Source organism: Epilithonimonas sp. 33E, assembly GCF_059372615.1.
Map to the genome: position 1 here is coordinate 2,332,985 of NZ_CM182009.1, position 17,781 is coordinate 2,350,765.

13 protein-coding genes are annotated in these 17,781 nt (G+C 40.1%); 7 read left to right on the plus strand and 6 right to left on the minus strand.

The window, feature by feature from the left end:
- Window positions 1-41 precede the first annotated feature (41 nt).
- From AC5P2S_RS10700 to AC5P2S_RS10710, 3 genes are all read left to right on the plus strand, one after another.
- Window positions 42-410, plus strand: a complete 369-nt coding sequence (locus tag AC5P2S_RS10700; RefSeq protein WP_494554807.1) for a helix-turn-helix domain-containing protein — start codon at window positions 42-44, stop codon at window positions 408-410.
- Window positions 411-695 (plus strand): hypothetical protein, encoded by a 285-nt coding sequence (locus tag AC5P2S_RS10705; RefSeq protein WP_494554808.1) that lies wholly within the window; start codon window positions 411-413, stop codon window positions 693-695.
- Window positions 696-1,307: 612 nt separating this feature from the next.
- Window positions 1,308-1,529, plus strand: coding sequence for a hypothetical protein (locus AC5P2S_RS10710; protein WP_494554809.1), 222 nt, complete (start codon window positions 1,308-1,310; stop codon window positions 1,527-1,529).
- 28 nt (window positions 1,530-1,557) lie between these two features.
- On the opposite strand, the gene AC5P2S_RS10715 is transcribed toward AC5P2S_RS10710, so the two are convergent.
- Window positions 1,558-1,986, minus strand: coding sequence for a helix-turn-helix domain-containing protein (locus AC5P2S_RS10715; RefSeq protein ID WP_494554810.1), 429 nt, complete (start codon window positions 1,984-1,986; stop codon window positions 1,558-1,560).
- 146 nt (window positions 1,987-2,132) lie between these two features.
- Here AC5P2S_RS10715 and AC5P2S_RS10720 point away from each other — a divergent pair, with 146 nt between their 5' ends.
- Window positions 2,133-3,710, plus strand: coding sequence for a hypothetical protein (locus AC5P2S_RS10720; protein WP_494554811.1), 1,578 nt, complete (start codon window positions 2,133-2,135; stop codon window positions 3,708-3,710).
- A 45-nt stretch (window positions 3,711-3,755) separates the two neighbouring features.
- On the opposite strand, the gene AC5P2S_RS10725 is transcribed toward AC5P2S_RS10720, so the two are convergent.
- The 5 genes from AC5P2S_RS10725 to AC5P2S_RS10745 form a co-directional block, all read right to left on the minus strand.
- Complete coding sequence (locus AC5P2S_RS10725; RefSeq protein ID WP_494554812.1) at window positions 3,756-4,235, minus strand: hypothetical protein; 480 nt, start codon at window positions 4,233-4,235, stop codon at window positions 3,756-3,758.
- A gap of 10 nt (window positions 4,236-4,245) precedes the next feature.
- On the minus strand, window positions 4,246-7,947 hold the full coding sequence (locus tag AC5P2S_RS10730) for a DUF6443 domain-containing protein (protein WP_494554813.1): 3,702 nt from the start codon (window positions 7,945-7,947) through the stop codon (window positions 4,246-4,248).
- Window positions 7,948-7,958: 11 nt separating this feature from the next.
- Entirely contained in the window at window positions 7,959-10,841 is a 2,883-nt protein-coding gene (locus tag AC5P2S_RS10735; protein ID WP_494554814.1) for a hypothetical protein, read from the minus strand.
- A 12-nt stretch (window positions 10,842-10,853) separates the two neighbouring features.
- Window positions 10,854-12,737 (minus strand): T9SS type A sorting domain-containing protein, encoded by a 1,884-nt coding sequence (locus AC5P2S_RS10740; RefSeq protein ID WP_494554815.1) that lies wholly within the window; start codon window positions 12,735-12,737, stop codon window positions 10,854-10,856.
- A 177-nt stretch (window positions 12,738-12,914) separates the two neighbouring features.
- Window positions 12,915-13,556: a DUF6266 family protein gene (locus AC5P2S_RS10745; RefSeq protein ID WP_494554816.1), complete on the minus strand. Its 642-nt coding sequence runs from the start codon at window positions 13,554-13,556 to the stop codon at window positions 12,915-12,917.
- A 323-nt stretch (window positions 13,557-13,879) separates the two neighbouring features.
- Here AC5P2S_RS10745 and AC5P2S_RS10750 point away from each other — a divergent pair, with 323 nt between their 5' ends.
- Genes AC5P2S_RS10750 through AC5P2S_RS10760 form a run of 3 tightly spaced genes read left to right on the plus strand, consistent with a single transcriptional unit; the run spans window position 13,880 to window position 17,770 of the window.
- Window positions 13,880-15,565 (plus strand): APC family permease, encoded by a 1,686-nt coding sequence (locus tag AC5P2S_RS10750; protein ID WP_494554817.1) that lies wholly within the window; start codon window positions 13,880-13,882, stop codon window positions 15,563-15,565.
- Window positions 15,552-15,869, plus strand: coding sequence for an Mpo1-like protein (locus AC5P2S_RS10755; RefSeq protein WP_283418146.1), 318 nt, complete (start codon window positions 15,552-15,554; stop codon window positions 15,867-15,869). The genes AC5P2S_RS10750 and AC5P2S_RS10755 overlap by 14 nt, the downstream gene beginning before the upstream one ends.
- 35 nt (window positions 15,870-15,904) lie before the next feature.
- Complete coding sequence (locus tag AC5P2S_RS10760; protein WP_494554818.1) at window positions 15,905-17,770, plus strand: PAS domain-containing sensor histidine kinase; 1,866 nt, start codon at window positions 15,905-15,907, stop codon at window positions 17,768-17,770.
- Window positions 17,771-17,781 lie beyond the last annotated feature (11 nt).

A 17,781-nucleotide genomic window follows, 5' to 3' on the forward strand; every position in this document is an offset into this window, starting at 1 on the left:
AATTTGTGCTTTTTAGATAACTTCGTATAAAGTTTTATTTTATGCAAAACATCGGTAAAAACATAAAGAAAATACGTGAGACAAAGGGCTTGACACAGCAAACCATAGCAGACTTAATCTCAATGCACCGCTCTAACTATTCTCGTGTAGAGGCGGGCGACCGTGATGTATCCATTGAAGCTGTTGGGAAAATTGCAAAGTTCTTTAATATGTCTATTGATGATTTAGTAAACTTTGAAGGCGAGATCCCCAATGAAGTAACTTTTGAGGACAAAAACACGATTGAGCAAATGCAACTTATTCAACAACTTGATGAAGAAGATAAAACGACCGTTTTTAAGATTGTCGAGACTATGCTCACAAAGAAAAAATTCAAAGACTTTTTCAATAAAAATGTAGCCGCTTTGTAAATGAAAAGTATCTTATTTTTCTTCTGCTTATCTATTGGTGTTCTTGCCTCTGCTCAGGAAAAGAAAAAAGATTCCGCTACGACTGATAAACTATATGAGTATAAGGCTCGTATCTTTTATCCGACTGATTGCTCTTGCACTGATAGAGTAATTTATAAAGAACTCAAAAAAGGAGACAAGGATTTCAGTCCATATCAATACAAATATCAAAATCCGATTAAATTGGATTCTATTGCTGATGAAAAGAAAAAAGAAGAGATACTTTCCTTTATCCGTAAAATATAATCTCTTTCCATAATAAAAAATCAAACCGCCCCAAGCAGGCGGTTTTTTTGTGCCTAAAATTTCGCTTTTACATCAGCTGACGCTTTTGGACGTCTTAAACCGTTACAATAAATTCAATCACTTTTTTTTCAGAAAAACCGCTTTTGAAGTCGTTCTAAACGACTTTTTCCAACAATCCAGCTTTTGGCGAGGGGTAACCCCTGTACCGTAAATTAAGCAAAAAGTGCTTCGCTCATTTCGCGATGTATCTTGTGAAGTTTTGCGTCACAACTTTTTTTAAGCAGTATTTCTAAGATTGCAAAAAGATGTCCTTTCGGGGGAAGTTTAGCAAAACGTCCTTTGCTCCAAAGTGATATTATTTTTGACCCAGTTGATTTTTTTGATTTTATGTTTTCGTGTAACACATCTTTTCCGGAAGTCAGTGTAAAATTGCACAAAACCCGATGGATACAGACTTTGCAAAACGTGTCCTTTCGTATGAAAAACACTTTTTGGTCTTTTGTCTTTCAATTGAAAAAGGAAAAATAACATCATTATAAGATTGAACAAAGATTTCAATTTTATAAAAACACATAAAAAACGGATAGTATAGAATACTAAAAAAATACAGATATGGAAGCAATAGATTTCAATATAGATACAATTTATAATTTTTTAAACCCCATTATTATGCAAACACTTTCTATTTTAGTAGCAGTTGCATTACTGCTTGTGTTTTTCGTTGGCTTCATCCTGCCACGATTTTTAAGGAGTGACAAGAACATTTTCTTGCGTATGAAGAACCGCCTGTTCGGCGAGTTCGAGTATCATCAAAAGGATAAGGACACTCCTTAACCACAAAAGCAAAAGCGTAACCTTTGGGTTACGCTTTTGTTATTTTATTAATCAGCTCCTCGATGAGCCTGCTCTTTTCTTTCTCTGATTCCAACAGGCGTTCGTATAGCTTTTTGTTCTCCTCATAAGATTCCAGCAGTTTGTCTATTGGATTAAAAGTTGGTTGATAAATCTCTGTTCTCAAAATAGCAATACCGTTATCGTTGGTATTAAATGTATTTGAGATAATATTAAAAAAAGCATCCTCCGAAAAATTCTTCAAAGCTTCAACCGATATTTCCAGCGCCTTGGCGATAGGTTCTAACTTTACATCTTCCAGTTCTTCCGCATTCTCAAACAGGGATACCTTTTGCTGGCTTACACCCAGCAGTTCTGCTAAGGTCTCCTGTTTCATTCCTCGCATTTCCCTGATTCTTGCAATGTTCCTTCCTATATGTTTTTTCACTGTTTCCGCCATTGGTTATGATTTTATCTTACCAAAGATATAAAATTACAGGTCATTCCGCAAAGTCCGTTTTTTACATATTTTATCTTGTAACATACACTTTCCTTTGGTTCAGTACTCGGATTTGTAGGCTCAACTTGCTGTAAAATATTACCAGCATGTCACACAAAATTATTATCCCGAACACACATCCGCAACATCAAAGATTGTCGGATATGATTAACACTTTCGCAAGTAAACACAACGTACTACGTGTATTTATGAGCTATTCCAAGACCTGCCAAAAGCATCTTATCATCATCCATATCAGTGACAGGAACGTTCCTGAAGAAGTTAAAAAAAGCAGATGGGTCAGAAAGGCTCTGGAGCAATGTAATACCCATATCCTCATAATGGGCGAGCAAAATATCAGGGTACACATAAGATTTGGAAGCCTGTATATCAATAGGTATTGTAATGCTTCCACCTTGATGTATAAAAAAGAAGACCACGAGTTTACATATCCTGAACTACCTGAACAACTTAAAAAATTCAAGCAGTTCAGAGAGGATTATTATAATACCCACGACCTTCTGAGTACCGAGATTCGCAAGGCTAAAAAAAGCAGTTCCCTGACAATGGAATATCACATCTATCTATCTCTTTTCGAACATCACGTTCATTTTTTGGAGATTCTCTGCATAGGCGAGTATTTCTCCAATGGTTCGCTTAGCGAACGCCTTATCAGATTGGAAGATTTTCTGCCGGAGATTAAAACGCTGATGTTGAAAAAGACAGAGACTACCTACTTTATTACCGAAGCGTTAAACAGTGCTCAAAAGGCAGACGACCACGAAGATTATATGTACGTTAAAGATGAGTTTGGGGATGCTATTACTGATACGGAACAGAAGTTTTATTATTTGGTAGACCGCATTTTCAGAGAGACAAAAAGAGCGGTCAAAAAACCCGAACAAAAGCCAATATTGATTGAGAACAAAACGGTTTCCCCTTACGAGCCTGTGGTTAAAATATTGACCAAGCATTTCAATATCGAGGAGATTTTCCTTTTCAATCAGCAGGAGATTTATTCTGCCGACCAAAAGACCACTGTTCTATATCTTCTGCTGATAAGCAATAAAATTAGCAATCAAGACCATTTCGATATGATGCAGATGGTCTCTCAACAGACAGAAGGAAGATTCAATATTGTTCCCATTGCGCACTCAAAGGCGTGGATACAGGAGCATCTGTGGGTGTACCAAGAGTTTTTCCAAAAAGTGATGATTCCTGAAAAATCTATTTTCATCTCCGACGTTTCCTCGATAATTCACTGGCATAAAGAGCCATCTAACTATGATACTGACGAGGGCATATACTACAGGCTTTGCAGTGAGCTACTCGAAAATTATAAAATATTGCGCTCACAGGAAGAGCTAAAATCTAATGAAGGAATAGGGCTGATCCTGAGTGGATTCTTCTACAGGGCTTGCGTGATATTCCTATATGTTACCCTTCGATATCGTCCCAATCAAATCAACATCCGTATCTTGTGGAAGCTCTGCCAGTACGTAGACCCTAAGGTAAAAAACCTTGATTACCTTATCCAAAAACTACCCTTTGATTTCTTTGAGTTCCTCAACCCTTCCAAAAACTTGTTCCGGAACTTCTATAATCTTCAGGAGGAACACCTTTCCATACTCGACGAGTTAGCGCAAGGCTTTCTTGACTTCGTGGATAAACAGTTTGATTATTAAAAAATCACTGCAAAAGCAGTGATTTTTTAATAATCTCAACGATTACTACACCTTTTCCCAAGATAATAAAAGGTGGTTAAGTAAATTTAACTCTTCCCTTTTCGATTCATCATTATAAATCGCTTCAATATAACTCATTATCAAACGATATTCATCTTCATTGGATATTTTACCTGTTTCCTTTATTTGAGTAATTTTCCTCTGTATCTTTTTAGAATAAGTCATTAAATCCTTACCAAATTTTTCCCGCAATATTTTATTAAGATCTTCCTGCATTACTGGTGGTCCATCCATTGCCATTTCATTGGTATCATTAAATGCCATTCGTAAACCTTTTAGATAGATCGAGGGACCCACCTCTCTTAAAATTCTTTCTTTTGTTTCTTCACTAAAAGCATCTTTAAACATTTCTCCAAAAGAAGCTTGCTCACTATATTTAGAGTATATAAAATCGATAACCGTAGTACACCAATCTTTTATAAAAGTGGCTTCGATTTCTTGTTTTTCATTTAATTCCTTTTTCATTAGTTCTTTTTTAATAACCTGTAAACGGTGCTAAAGGTCCAAAATATGCGTCTGACATTGAATGATACACTCTACCATAAGGATTAAATTTAGAAACTCCCCTTATAGAGTTTCCTACATTTGGACTACCCACACCGCCATAAGAATCTATTAACTGTTGTTCCCTTCCTCTTATTGCAGAATATCCTGTTGGATATCCTTGAGCTGAAGCATCAAGAACAGGATTACCATATCCGGATAATCTCATATGATGCATTGAAAATCTATTCATCATTATTGAATATGGATCTCCAAAACCACTTGCTCTTCCGGCATATTTTTGTCCATTAGGACCCGTCAAGGTATAAGTTACATATGTTCTATAAGTTGCATCGTAAACTAATGCTCCTGCTAAAACACCAACGATTGCAACATCATCTACAGCTCCTACTACTGTTGCATCATCAGCCAATAATACTCCTGATGTAGCCCAAGCTGCTCCCCAAGGGCTGGTATTCCCCCATCCACCTTTCTGGCTTCCTAAATTAAATCCACCTTGTGCATTCCACTTATCCATATAGGAATTAAACTGACTTTGTATCTGTTGTCCCCATCCAGAACTCTTTCCTGTAAGATAAACAGTCGGAATATTGATAGTTGGCATTCCGCCACCACCGCCTACGCCACGACCTCCGTAAAAGCCTAAAGAAGAATCAAAGTTAAGACCTATCCCGTCGTTATTCATCATATCTCCCCAGTTATTGGAGAATGTCCCGTCGTTGTTATTGGTCCACGTTGTCCCCGAAGCAGAGTGCAGGATTTCATTCATAAATGCCTGCGTGAGCATTCCATTAGGATCAAAGAAGAAAACAGGATTGTTTAATACATAAGCGTAGGGTGATGCAGAATGATAATCTTCTGCTAATTTGTCTATCCCGAACCATCTTCCTAAATCAGGCATATACTGTCTCCAGCCGTAGTCATAAAAACCAGTCTCCTGAAGCTCCTTCTGGTTGTACTTGTAATTGACATAATTACCGCCCGCACCAAAATAACTCTGCGTGTCCTCCTTCCTGTGGTTCATCCCAAACGGATAGTAGTCATTACTGTCGATCGTTTCCAGAACACCTGCGCTGCCTTTGGAGTAACTCAAACGAACATTACCCAAATGGTCTTTGTACTGGTAAATATACTTAGAATTCTGGTAATCATAGTAACCCTCTGCTGTTGGAAAAAAATCCAGCACCGCTACACCTCCCGTACCGCCGCCTGCCTGTGCCTTGCTCTGTGCAGCAGTGAAGATGGTTTCCTGAAATGCAACTTCTGTCCCCTTACCTTCCAAAGGATTAGCCGATACACTGTAATGGGTCGTATACTGGAACCCATCGATATAATCTGTGCTTATTTTATCCTCCATATTGCCAATGGTGGTAGATAGCACTTTATTTATCTTTACACCGCTTGCCAGATATTGGTAAGAGATATTCTGATCATCCGGAAGCTTTAGGTTTTTTATGAGATCCAGATGGTTATAGATAATTGCCTGATATCCTTTGTCCGGCATAGAGGTCATATTGCCATTCACATCATACCCTATCACCTGCCCGCCGCCAGGGTACCCTGTCGGGTTGCCGCTGTCGTCATCGATAGCCGTCACACGGTTCCCACTATAGGTGTAGAGCAGGTTATCTATATATTCTGCGCCCGGACCGGGGATCACATAGGTGGGTGCTGTTCTGCTGAGAGTCACTATATTGCCGTTCAGATCATATCCTGCAGTCTCGTCATATTCCCCAAGCTGAGGTATGGTATTGCCGGGGATCTGGTAGTTGGCAGCAACCAGCCTGTTCAGAAGGTCATAGCGGTAGTTATAACGTTTGGAGATACCACTTGACCCGGTCTTCCAGTCCATTTCCGAGATATTACCGTTGTAGCAGCCTAGCGCATTGGGATTCTGCGGATCATTGTATTTAACACTGTAGCTGAACAGCTTCCCGCTCTGTAACCTTCCGTTGGCGTCAGTATTAAGCCCTGTGAGCCATCCACGGATATTATACTTATAATCTACGCTTTGCAGGGGAGACTGAGCTGTACCTCCCACCTGCTTTTGAGTAACCTGTCCCAGATCATTATAGGTATAGGCAGCCAGCAGCTCTTCCGGGTTGTTGTTGACCTGGTGGTAATGCTTTTTGAGTGCCTGGTATTCGTATTCATATCGGTTCTTTACCTGTATCTCCGTATCGGAGGTGCGTCTCTTGTGCTGGGTAAGGGTTTTGAGGGTTTTGCCTGCAAAATCCAGTGCTATGGAGAATCTGGTATATCCGCCCAGGTGATTGGTTTGGTGCATCCCGATCAGCCGTCCCTTTTCATCATACCAGTTAACTTTTTTGCTCCAGCGGTTATCGTTAGATTCTGAGGCTTTTACATACGATGCTGTTAAAAGGCCTTTGGTACTCCTGTAGGTTGTCACCCCATTACGGGTATAGGTCTGGTAGGCTGTTTTCAATGTGTTCTGTTCCAGAACCGAAGCGGGCAGCGCTTCCGAACCTGTGGGATAGACGTCATAATAATTAACGCTCAGCACCTCGCTAAAGGTAGCGGGATAAGCATTGGTCTTGCTATAGTATACCGTTAGTCCGCTACTTGTGAAAGAGCTCCCTGCCTGCTCATTATTCAGTCCCTTTTGGTTAACTGCATCCTGTACAGACTCTCTGCTTCCTCCCAAAAACCGCCCCGTATATAGCACTCTCCCAAATTGGTCATACTTCGTAAATATCCATTTTCCTTCTCCCTGCATCTTTGCATCCTGGCTTGCAACAAGGCGGTTCTGCTGGTCATACACCATAGACTCCCACCCTTTACCCGGCTGCTTCTTCATGACCTGCCGGTTACGGCTGTCATACAGGTATTGGTAGCACAGATCATTCAAAACGGTGGAACTCACTTGTAGCTGGGTTTTGATCTCCTCGGTTGCCAGTGGGGGAATAACATATACCAGCTGCCCATATTTGTTATAAACATAGTAGGTGTCGGCATACTGGGTCTGCAACACCGGGATGCCGGGTTTACCTACTTTGCTTGTGGTGGATTCCAGTCGTCTAACCAGCAGCACCTGCCCCTGAGAGTTTTTATACTCTATACTCTGTTGCCCGTCCTCATCTGTGATCGTCGTTTTTGATAGCTGGTTAGCAGCATAATAATAGTTATAGGAAATGCTGCTGCTTAACAGCGCATCCGGATAAGAGGCCGTTGTAAGAAAACGCAACACTTCATTAGCATCGTTCGTAGAATAGCTGATCCTCCTGGTATGGTCGCCGTCTTTATGCCAGACGTCTCCCGGGGAGGCCGATACCGTCACTCTTTCCAGTGGAGAGCCATCTAAAACCGTTTCGCTATAAGCATTGGCAACATGGTAGTATGAGTTGATCGTAGCGCCGTTAACAGCCTGAAAGTTAAGCCCTGAACCGGAAACCGGGTACGGCAGATAACTCTTAAGTGCCTGTCCGTTATGATCATACTCTGTAATTGTCACTATATCCTTGCCCGTAGGAGACCCCTGAGCAACAATGCTTTGCTTGGGACGGCCCAAACCATCCATATATTGGATGCTCTCAGACTTCTCACTGTTATCATCCGATAACCGGGTAACGGTTTTGATATAATTCTCTGACTGGCTCTGCGCTAAGCTTAAGACAAAAAGAAATAAGCTAAATAAATATAATAATTTCTTCATTGGTTTTTAGTTTATGGCTTGTGGTGATACTCGATTTCCTTGATGATAACTCCGTCTGCATTTTTTACACGTTGCAGACGATTCATAGCATCGTACTCATAGATCTCTTTGATCCCACTGGGTGGGATAACCTCACTTACGCCCACCAGGGGGTAATAACTATAGCAGGTGACCTGGTAATCTGCAGAATTAGTAGTTCTGAAACTTTCCAATGCAGATACAAAAGCTGTCTCTTTAGCAGCAAAATCTGTTGTAGCATTGGCATAGTCATCAGACAGGGCCACAAGATTATTGATAGCAGCGGCATCCAGCTGGTTCAGTTTTGCTCCTTCAATCTTAACAATAAGCGATGTCTTGTTATATCCCCAGATCATTGTTACCGGAAAGCCTTCACCTTGGGCATTGGGAGATATTGTATACTGTACAATATTTCCCCTTTCATCATAGCTGTCAAACTTAACATCTTTTTTGGCTGTCCCGGCATTGCTCAGGTCATTCATACTATAAGATAAATTGTAACTGGGATAGATATTACCTGTATTTTCATATTTTACCTCTGCCTTTGAAATGACTTCACCATTTTTCTTTATTTCGGTTTCCAATGGAGTGGTAAGGATATTTTTATCTATTAGGTTCGTAGATCCTTTATCACTTGCATATTGGTAAAAAGCCTCGTCTGTGGTCCCATCAGAATTGGTGATTGTGCTATGGATAACATTGTAATTGCCGGAATCTCTTTCAGATTCAGAGATGACCTCCAGATGCCTGGAAGCATTATCAAAATAGGTTTTGGCAGTATTGATTTCTTTCTTTAGAAAAGCAGTTTTGGTATAATAGCCGGAATGATGACCTTCAAAATAGTCTGGCATATCAATCTCATTAATCACCGGATCAAAAATATTTTGGGCTTTCAAATAATTTTGTGCGTCAAATACTTCTTCTTTATACAGCAGTCCGTTTTTTGTAAGATTAAGATAAGGCCAATAACTATAATTAGAAGAGGATTGGGTACGGGGATAATCGGCAGGTGTTTTATATGTATACTGACTATAGCCCATGCCATTCCCTTTTTTTACCGTGACATTTTTGTATAACATAGCAGTTGTATAGGCGAACACATCCGAACCTGTGCTATAAGTTGAAAATTCATAATACTCTCCGCTGGAATTATTAGGATTTGCAAATTGATCGTATTGATAAGCAGTTACGAATTCTGGTACTGTTCCAGGTGCGGCACTGTTATATTGCTTGATATTTTTTATACGGAGTCCATACCCCGGTGTATAACGCTCATTCTTCAAAGGGAGTGCAAGGGTCTTTTGTTCATGTAATTCTATATAACCATTACCTCCGGTTCCTTTAACTTCGATCTGATAGATACCCGGGGTCAGATTATAGCTTAATACTCCAAAATCCAAATCAGGATTAGAACATACATTGGATCTAACAGGCACAGCAATATTATTTTTTTTCAGACTAGCAGTCATATATAATGTTTCAAGTCCTGTATAAGGGCTTGTACCTCCTATCGGCAAAGGATACTTTTCACTAGTCACGGTTTTCATATAGATGACCTTGGGCTCATCAATCGTAAACTCTAAAATTTGAGTGCCGTACGGTTGATGCAGGTTAAAATATAGAGCATCATCCCCTAATAATTTTGTATACTGCACCTCGGGGTCCATTCTGGTTTGAAGTTCTGTCTGGTAATAAAGAGAAGGATTTGCCCGGTCAAAATATTCTTTATGAAGCTCATAATCATATTCGGTAAAACCTCCCGTAGGATAAATAATACGGTTAAGAACACCTCCACCTAATGTCCATGGCTTAGGATTTGCGGTCGAGTAGTTAAAATCTACAGAGAAAAATGCATGCCGACAGAGCCCCTCTAAACCGTATGCATTGGAGTCCTTGTGAATACGGAAATCTTCTTCACTTTTTTCCTGGTCATAACCAAAACTTGTCTGTTCATAGTCTGTAGTATTCTGTCCATATTTTTTTATCCCTGTCAGAACATCATTGTTATAATCAAAAATATAACGGCTGATCTGTTTCCCGCCCGGCGTGGTTAATGATATGAAATTAAGCTTAAAAGGCTCTCCTAAATCCTGATTCTGATGGTTAGAATAATTGAAATTGATAACTCCTATCCCGTTCATAGTCATCTTAGAAGGTTTCAGCACTTTTTTTGCAATGCCGGTTCCATCTAGAAATGGCTTTTGATAGACGTAACCATATTCTATATTAAGGAAATCTGTACTCTGGGAGTTACTTTTGTTGGTGATTTTCGTCAAATAAAAAATACTGCTGTATACGCCTCCAGAAAAATCTATAGCCGTTTTATCAAAAAAATATTCGTTACCCTGTGTATCCGTTATCGTCAACGTTTCAAAAAAATCGTATGTACTATTAGCTTTTCGTGTAAAATTGATTTTTATGTTAGAGGGCGTCAGAGATAAGATTCTGATTTCTCCGGAATACGCACCTTCTATAATCTTAAATTTTCCTGAATAGCCAGGTATCGAATAATAATAGATATCATCCAAGTTTGACAGATCGGTAGTTTTGTCAAGTGAACTGCCAATTTCCCGTGTTATTGCATACAGATTGGATACAGACCAGCCTATTCCTAATTCAGTATTTCCTTTGATTTGATTTTTCAGTACGGGAGAATAATTGGCTGAAATATTGATCTCCGTATTTCCTAATTTTTGAGATATTAAAGGAACTCCTATATTTGCTGTTCCACTCACTATTGATGGCGGTGAATTGATATAGGTTGACAACGCAGCAGCCGATGCGACCGGATGCCCACCTCCGGTATCATAAGACGCTTGTGATTTGGCATTATTAATCAATAGAAGGTAAATAAAAATTACTATTTTCTTTCTCATAATTTATGTTTTTTACTCTTTCACGATTTTAGCAGTTAGTTTTTTGTTTTGCTGGGTTGGGATACTCGCTTTGATGATGTAAACGCCCTGTGGTAGTTTACTCGTATCAATCTTCGTCACCCTGTTTTTGGTGCTCAGGGTCTGGATCACCTTGCCCGTCATATCATAAACATAAACATCTGCACTCTCGAAGTCCAGCCCGATCTCCACATAACAGTAATCCTTCACAGGATTCGGGTAGATCTGGATGTCCTTGTTCTCCATCAGGTCTTCAATTTGTTTATCCTCAAGCTTCACCACCTTCCAGTTCTCTTTTCCTAGTTCCTCAGCGCTTGTCCCTGCCAGGATATATGAGCCGTCCCTGTTCAGTAATGCGGATGTCAAACGTTCTTCCTTTTTCTTGTCCCTGCCTTCAACATACTTTCGCCACACTTCTTTACCATTCCTGTCAATGTAAAGCATCCAGAACGTCTCATCATTCTTCTCAACCTTACCTTCTGACTGCGTGTAACCACCAATCAGAAATCCCTTGGTTGTTGGTTCTTCATTGTTGGTTGATGGGTTTTTTATTGTGTTAAGGCTCATCATCACATCCCGGTTCTTAAAGTTGTAAGACTGCTGCCACTGCTCATTACCGTCTTCATCCAATGCCAGCACCCAAAGGTCTGTCCCCTCCTCCAGCTTCGCTCTCTTGTTGCCCGAGGTTTCCGAGCGGCTCTCGCCACCAATGATGTAACCCGAGTCTGTCAAAGCCATGGTTTGAACATGGTCGTCCTCGCTGCCGCCGAAGTTCTTCTCCCACTGGACATTGCCATTCTTATCCAGTTTTATGATCCAGTAATCGCCCTCGCCGTAGTTATTGCTGGTTTTGGGGTAATAGTTGACAGATCCTTCGGCTCCGCTCAGGATGACGTTGCTGCTATTGCCGGATTGAGTATTTGCCATGCTGAGCGAAGTCGAAGCATCTCCTTTGTTTTGAACTGAATTGTTTGATAACCCAACAGCAGGCGAGGTGCCCATACCTTGTGCCTTTGTCCCTGTCATGCTGAGCGCAGTCGAAGCATCTCCTTTGTTTTGTTCTGAACCATTTTTAACGTTGACCAGAGTCGAAGAATTGCTGATCCTTGACCGCTGATCATTAATCATTGATAATTCATCATTCCCAATAGCACCGCTCCTGGAATAGATGCCCATCAAGACACCGCCGTCTTTCGTCGGGATCACTTTCTCCACTTCATCCAGGCCTTTGCCACCCAGAATTAATTGACTAATGATCCTGCCTTTCTTATCCAGCTTAATGACCAGAACATCTTTGGAGCCGTAACCTGATTTTGGATGATTGGTAGAGCCTGCAACAATATAGCCTTCGTCCGTAGTTTGGGTAACGCTTCGCGCTTCTTCGCTGTATCTTGTACCGATGGTTTTCTGCCACTGTTCTTCCCCATTCTCATCAATCTTGATAACCCAGATATCCGACGAACCATTAGATTTATCTTTCTTATCCAATCCTAAAGACGAATACGAAGTCCCTGCCAACAAAAAGCCACCTTCCCTGGTTGAAACGGTGGCGCTGAGATAATCATGCTGATTCCCTGAAAAATACTTCTCCCAAACCTTCTGACCCTGCTGGTCCAGCTTAAGGATATGGTAATCGTAACCTTTGTTTTGATTGTGAGTTGATGATGGATTTACTGCAGTTGAGCCGGAGCTGTCACCCTGAGCCTGCCGAAGGGTCTGAATGGATGATCCCGAAACTAAGTATTGTCCATCGATCGTAACCGCCAGTCCGGAAAGAAAATCCTGTGTCCCGGAGTCGAGATTCTTTTGCCAGGAAATCTTCTGCGAAAAGAGTACAGCAGAACCCAGCACCAATAGTGTGGTAGAAATCTTTTTCATAATTTGAGTTTTTATAGTTACTAATCAAATCAGTTGCAATATTATCAACTGATAACGTCAAAACATGACGCTTTATAATTTTTCCGGTAAAAATAATATATTTTTCTGAAATTAAATTATACTTAATAAAAAAAGACATTTTATAAAAAATCCACTCTTGCGAGTGGATCTCCTGCATCAGTTCACCAGATATTGACCGAGGTAGAAACTTATGGAAGCAGCCGTCTGCTTTTCATTATTCAGAAAGGCATAGACTTCCATTGTTTTACCCAGGCAATACGCAGGAAGCGTGACGTCTGCCATCAGGTCGGAGCGCATCACGATACCCTCATAGATCTCCCAGTTCTTCAGCTCTTCGCAGTAGCACACCAGGCTGACCTGATCTGCCGGTGCGGCATTGCCCTGCGTGCTGTTATCTTCCCACTCCAGGTGCAGCACACCGCCTGGCTGCGTAGTGAGCACTGCATTCTGGAAGCTGGTGAGTTCGCCACGGGTAATCAGTACTTTGTTGTAGATCAGCTCCGGCAGACCAGCCACCACCTGTATCGCCTCACTAATTGTATAGGGCACCGCCAGGTTCACCCTGGATTTTACCCCACTCTCTGACCCGAAATACAACGACTGGATTGACTTAACAGGTTGCAAAAAGCTGATCGCCAGCTTAAACTTCATCTGCTGCTCAAGCTGCTTTTCCGTTGGGTTGCGTTTTGAAATTTTAGGACGGCTGCGGATGATGTCCAGACCACGCCAGTTAGCGCCTACTACTGTTCCTACTTTACCGGAGAATCCGCCAAGGATTCCTTTGTTTAATGTTGCCATATCAAAGATTTTTAAAATTTGTAACACGAAGGTATTGCAGAAAACAACAGCCTGTACACCCCTGACCGGTTTTGACCGGTTCTGACTGGTTTTGACTGGTCATGTGTTGTATTCCTTCGGGAATTGTTCGGAAATCCTTCGGGTCTTCTTCGGAAAAAACATCCTTTTTCCGAACAAATCCCGAAGAAGCGTGGGAGAAAAGTGGAATTAATCCGAGAAAACAAAAAGCTTTTCCAGCTAGAATCTGTTTTAATTTTTAAGTAAAATGTTAAAAACATCAAAATTTTATTACATTTGTTTCTTTCATAAATTTTTAACCTAATATGAGTTCACTTTTCAGAAGAAAACACTACGCAGAAAATACAGATAACGGGCAACTGAATCGGGTTTTAGGCACTTGGGATATTGTATTTTTTGGTATTGCAGCCATTATTGGTGCGGGAAGCTTCAGTAGTTTAGGAGAAGCGATTTTCCGAGGCGGTCCGGGTGTTATTGTTTTATATCTGATTTGTGGCTTTGCCTGTGCTTTTACAGCGCTTTGTTACGCCGAATTTGCGAGCAGGATTCCAACCGCAGGAAGTGCTTATACTTATGCTTACGCCAGTTTCGGGGAATTGATTGCCTGGGTTATTGGATGGGCTTTGATTATGGAATATTCTTTCGGAAATATCTATGTTGCCTTTTCATGGTCTGATTATTTCACCAGTTTCATGGGAAGAATCGGGGTTCATATTCCGGATTATTTTACCTGCAGTTACACAGAAGCTAAAAAAGCAGTTCTCAATCATTCGACTAATACGGAATTGATTAATGCCTGGAAATCCGCTCCTGTCATTGGAAATCTGAGAATCATTGTTGACATTCCTGCTTTGATTATCAACGGGTTAATTACCTGGCTTTGTTATCAGGGAATTAAGGAAAGTAAGAACTTCAATAACTTTTTTGTGATTCTAAAGTTATTCGTGATTCTTCTCGTAATTGCAGTTGGTGTCGCTTATGTGAATACAGGGAACTGGTTTCCGACAAGTTCTATAGCTTCGGAACCTTCCTTTATGCCAAACGGATTTGCTGGTGTAATGTCTGCGGTTTCAGGTGTTTTCTTTGCTTATATCGGTTTTGACGCGATTTCTGTTCTGTCAGAAGAAACCAAAAATCCTCAGAAAGACCTTCCAAAAGGTATGTTGATCTCATTGGGACTTTGTACCGTTATCTATATTATTCTGACTTTAGTTTTAACCGGATTAGTCGATTACAGAAAATTTGACGGAATCGGCGACCCTTTATCGTTTGTATTTGACAAATCGAATCTCAATCTTCCGTGGATGGAATTCATCGTTGCTCTCATTGCTATTGTAGCAATTACGACCGTTCTTTTGGTTTTCCAGATGGGCCAGCCGAGAATCTGGATGGCAATGTCCAGAGACGGGCTTTTGCCAAGAAAATTCCAGGAGGTTCACAGCAAAAACAAAGTACCTTCTTTTGCAACAGTTATTACAGGAATTGTAGTTGGCGTTCCGATTCTGTTCACCGATAAAACTTTCGTTCTTGATTTTACAAGCATCGGGACTATTTTTGCTTTCGTTTTGGTTTGCGGTGGTGTTCTAATGCTGCCTCCAAAAGAAAAAATCAAAGGCAGATTCCATTTACCTTATATTAATGGCAAATTATTTTTCCCATTAATTTTTATTGGCGGATTAATATTCTTCTATTTCTACCAGCCGGCATTCTTTCAAAATTTATTGAATATCAGTGATCCGAATGAAGGCGAATTCCGTTTGGCAATTATAGTTTTCATTATAGTTAATCTGGTTTTATGTGGCTTGGCTTTTGTTAAAAATCTTTCATTAATCCCTTTGATCGGTCTTAGTTCATGTCTTTATCTGTTAACCGGGATGAGTCATGAAAATTGGTTCTGGTTTGGACTGTGGTTTGCTATAGGTTTGATAATTTATTTCCTTTATGGATATAAAAACAGCAAACTAAATCAAACCGGGAATGGAGTCTCATAACAGAATTAAAACCTATAAGGAATTTTATCAATTTTATCTTACAGAACACAGTAAACCACTCACAAAAGTGTTTCATTTCATTGGAATACTGTTGGTTTTCATAGTAGTTTTTTATGTTATCAAATCCGGAAAGGAGCGATTTCTTTGGTATTGCCCGATTTTCGGGTATGGTTTTGCATGGTTCAGCCATGCTGTATTTGAAAAAAATACGCCAGCCACATTCAAATATCCCATCTGGTCGTTACTTTCTGATTTCAGATTATTTTTCGAATTACTGATAGGAAAACAAAAATTTTCAAAATAAATAATGATTGTAGTAAATTTATTGTCTATCTCATAATGAAGAATTTCATCAAAACTAATATTTCTCAGGATTCTTTGGCGCTTTTGCTTGTTCATGCTCCGATAGCAATGTCTATGTTGGTTGGTGATGATTTTGTTATCAAGGTTGCTAATCCGCAAATGCTCCAGCTCTGGGGAAAACCTCCACAAATTATCGGCACCAAATTAATTGATGCATTGCCGGAACTGGAAGGTCAGCCTTTCATGGAAATTCTTTCGAATGTAAAAACTACCGGTAAGCCTTATAAAGGTTATAAAGAGAAATGCTATCTGGTAAGAAACGGAATAACCGAAAAATGTTTTTTCGACTTCATCTATGCACCAATCTATAACGATGACGAAAGCGAAATCATAGGAATCAGTGTAGTCGCAACAGAAGTGACAGAGCAGGTTTTAGCAGAAATAAAACTTGCGGAAACCGAATATAAATTCGAAAATCTGATCAAAGAATCCGACTACTCTATTGCCTTATATAAGGGTGAGGATCTGATTATTGATATGGCAAACGATACAATGCTCCACACCTGGGGTAAAGACAAATCGGTTATCGGAAAAAAATTAGCGGAAGCCTTACCGGAACTGGACGGTCAGCCATTCATTAATATTCTGAAAGATATTTTCAAAACCAAAAAAACATACGCTGCAAAAGAAGATAAAGTGTTGCTGGAAGTTGATGGCATACTGAAGACTTTATATTTTAATTTTTCTTATAAACCGCTTATCAATCCCAACGGAGAAGTTTACGCGATCCTGAATTTTGCAACCAATGTTACCGATCTTGTTCTCGCGAAAAAAGAGATCGAAGAAAAAGAAGAAAAATACAGAAACCTGGCGGACAGTCTACCGATTATCATCTGGACTGCGGATAAAGACGGCAATATAGATTACTATAACAAAAAATGGTATGAGTATACCGGGTTTGAAGGAATAGATAACAGAGAGGCGGCAACACATAAGATCCTGCATCCTGATGACATCAACCGGGCAATGCAGACCTGGAATAATAGCCAGAAAAACAAGTCACCCTATGAGATCGAATATCAGTTCCGGGATTATAAATCAGAAGATTCTTACAGATGGTTTTTAGGCAGGGCAATTCCAATAAAAGATCCTAATGAAGATGTTATCCAATGGATCGGCACTTGTACGGATATTAACGAATTCAAGCAGTTCCAGCAGCAGAAAGATAATTTTCTTGGTATTGCAAGTCATGAGCTCAAAACACCGTTAACAAGCCTCAAGCTCTATTCTCAATACCTTGAAAAGAATCTGAGAAAGCAGGACGATAACAACAATGCGGATGTTGCCAAAAAAATGGATGACCAGATCAATAAATTAACGGCACTTGTTAATGATCTGTTGGACGTTACAAAAATCCAGAACGGGAAAATCCTTCTCAATAAATCTGATTTTAATTTTGATGAACTGGTTAACGAGATCATCACAGAACAACAGATGAGCACCAGCCACAGGATCTATCTTGAAGCAGAGAATATCGGGAATATCTATGGAGACAGGCATCGTATTTCGCAGGTAATGAGCAATCTTATCAGCAATGCTATCAAGTATTCTCCAAATTCTGATAAAATCCAGATCACGACAAAACTAACCGAAGAAGGCTGCGTCCTGTTCTCTGTAAGAGATTATGGAATTGGTATTCCCGAGGATAAAAAAGATAAAGTTTTTGAGCAATATTACAGGGTCAGCGGAAGTAAGGAACATACCTTTCCGGGACTTGGATTAGGTCTTTACATCTCTTCCGAGATTATCCAAAGAAGCGGTGGCAGGATTTTTGTAAATTCTGTTGAAGGAAAAGGGTCTGATTTTTGTTTTGAGATTCCGAAAGCCGATAACCCACACTAATTACTTAGAAT

Excerpts from the sequence above, each read along its gene's own strand:
- AC5P2S_RS10705 (WP_494554808.1), top strand. The coding sequence starts at position 411 with ATGAAAAGTATCTTATTTTTCTTCTGCTTATCTATTGGTGTTCTTGCC.
- AC5P2S_RS10750 (WP_494554817.1), top strand. The coding sequence starts at position 13,880 with ATGAGTTCACTTTTCAGAAGAAAACACTACGCAGAAAATACAGATAAC.
- AC5P2S_RS10730 (WP_494554813.1), bottom strand. The coding sequence starts at position 7,947 with ATGAAGAAATTATTATATTTATTTAGCTTATTTCTTTTTGTCTTAAGC.
- AC5P2S_RS10735 (WP_494554814.1), bottom strand. The coding sequence starts at position 10,841 with ATGAGAAAGAAAATAGTAATTTTTATTTACCTTCTATTGATTAATAAT.
- AC5P2S_RS10710 (WP_494554809.1), top strand. The coding sequence starts at position 1,308 with ATGGAAGCAATAGATTTCAATATAGATACAATTTATAATTTTTTAAAC.
- AC5P2S_RS10755 (WP_283418146.1), top strand. The coding sequence starts at position 15,552 with ATGGAGTCTCATAACAGAATTAAAACCTATAAGGAATTTTATCAATTT.
- AC5P2S_RS10760 (WP_494554818.1), top strand. The coding sequence starts at position 15,905 with ATGAAGAATTTCATCAAAACTAATATTTCTCAGGATTCTTTGGCGCTT.
- AC5P2S_RS10720 (WP_494554811.1), top strand. The coding sequence starts at position 2,133 with ATGTCACACAAAATTATTATCCCGAACACACATCCGCAACATCAAAGA.
- AC5P2S_RS10715 (WP_494554810.1), bottom strand. The coding sequence starts at position 1,986 with ATGGCGGAAACAGTGAAAAAACATATAGGAAGGAACATTGCAAGAATC.
- AC5P2S_RS10740 (WP_494554815.1), bottom strand. The coding sequence starts at position 12,737 with ATGAAAAAGATTTCTACCACACTATTGGTGCTGGGTTCTGCTGTACTC.
- AC5P2S_RS10725 (WP_494554812.1), bottom strand. The coding sequence starts at position 4,235 with ATGAAAAAGGAATTAAATGAAAAACAAGAAATCGAAGCCACTTTTATA.
- AC5P2S_RS10700 (WP_494554807.1), top strand. The coding sequence starts at position 42 with ATGCAAAACATCGGTAAAAACATAAAGAAAATACGTGAGACAAAGGGC.
- AC5P2S_RS10745 (WP_494554816.1), bottom strand. The coding sequence starts at position 13,556 with ATGGCAACATTAAACAAAGGAATCCTTGGCGGATTCTCCGGTAAAGTA.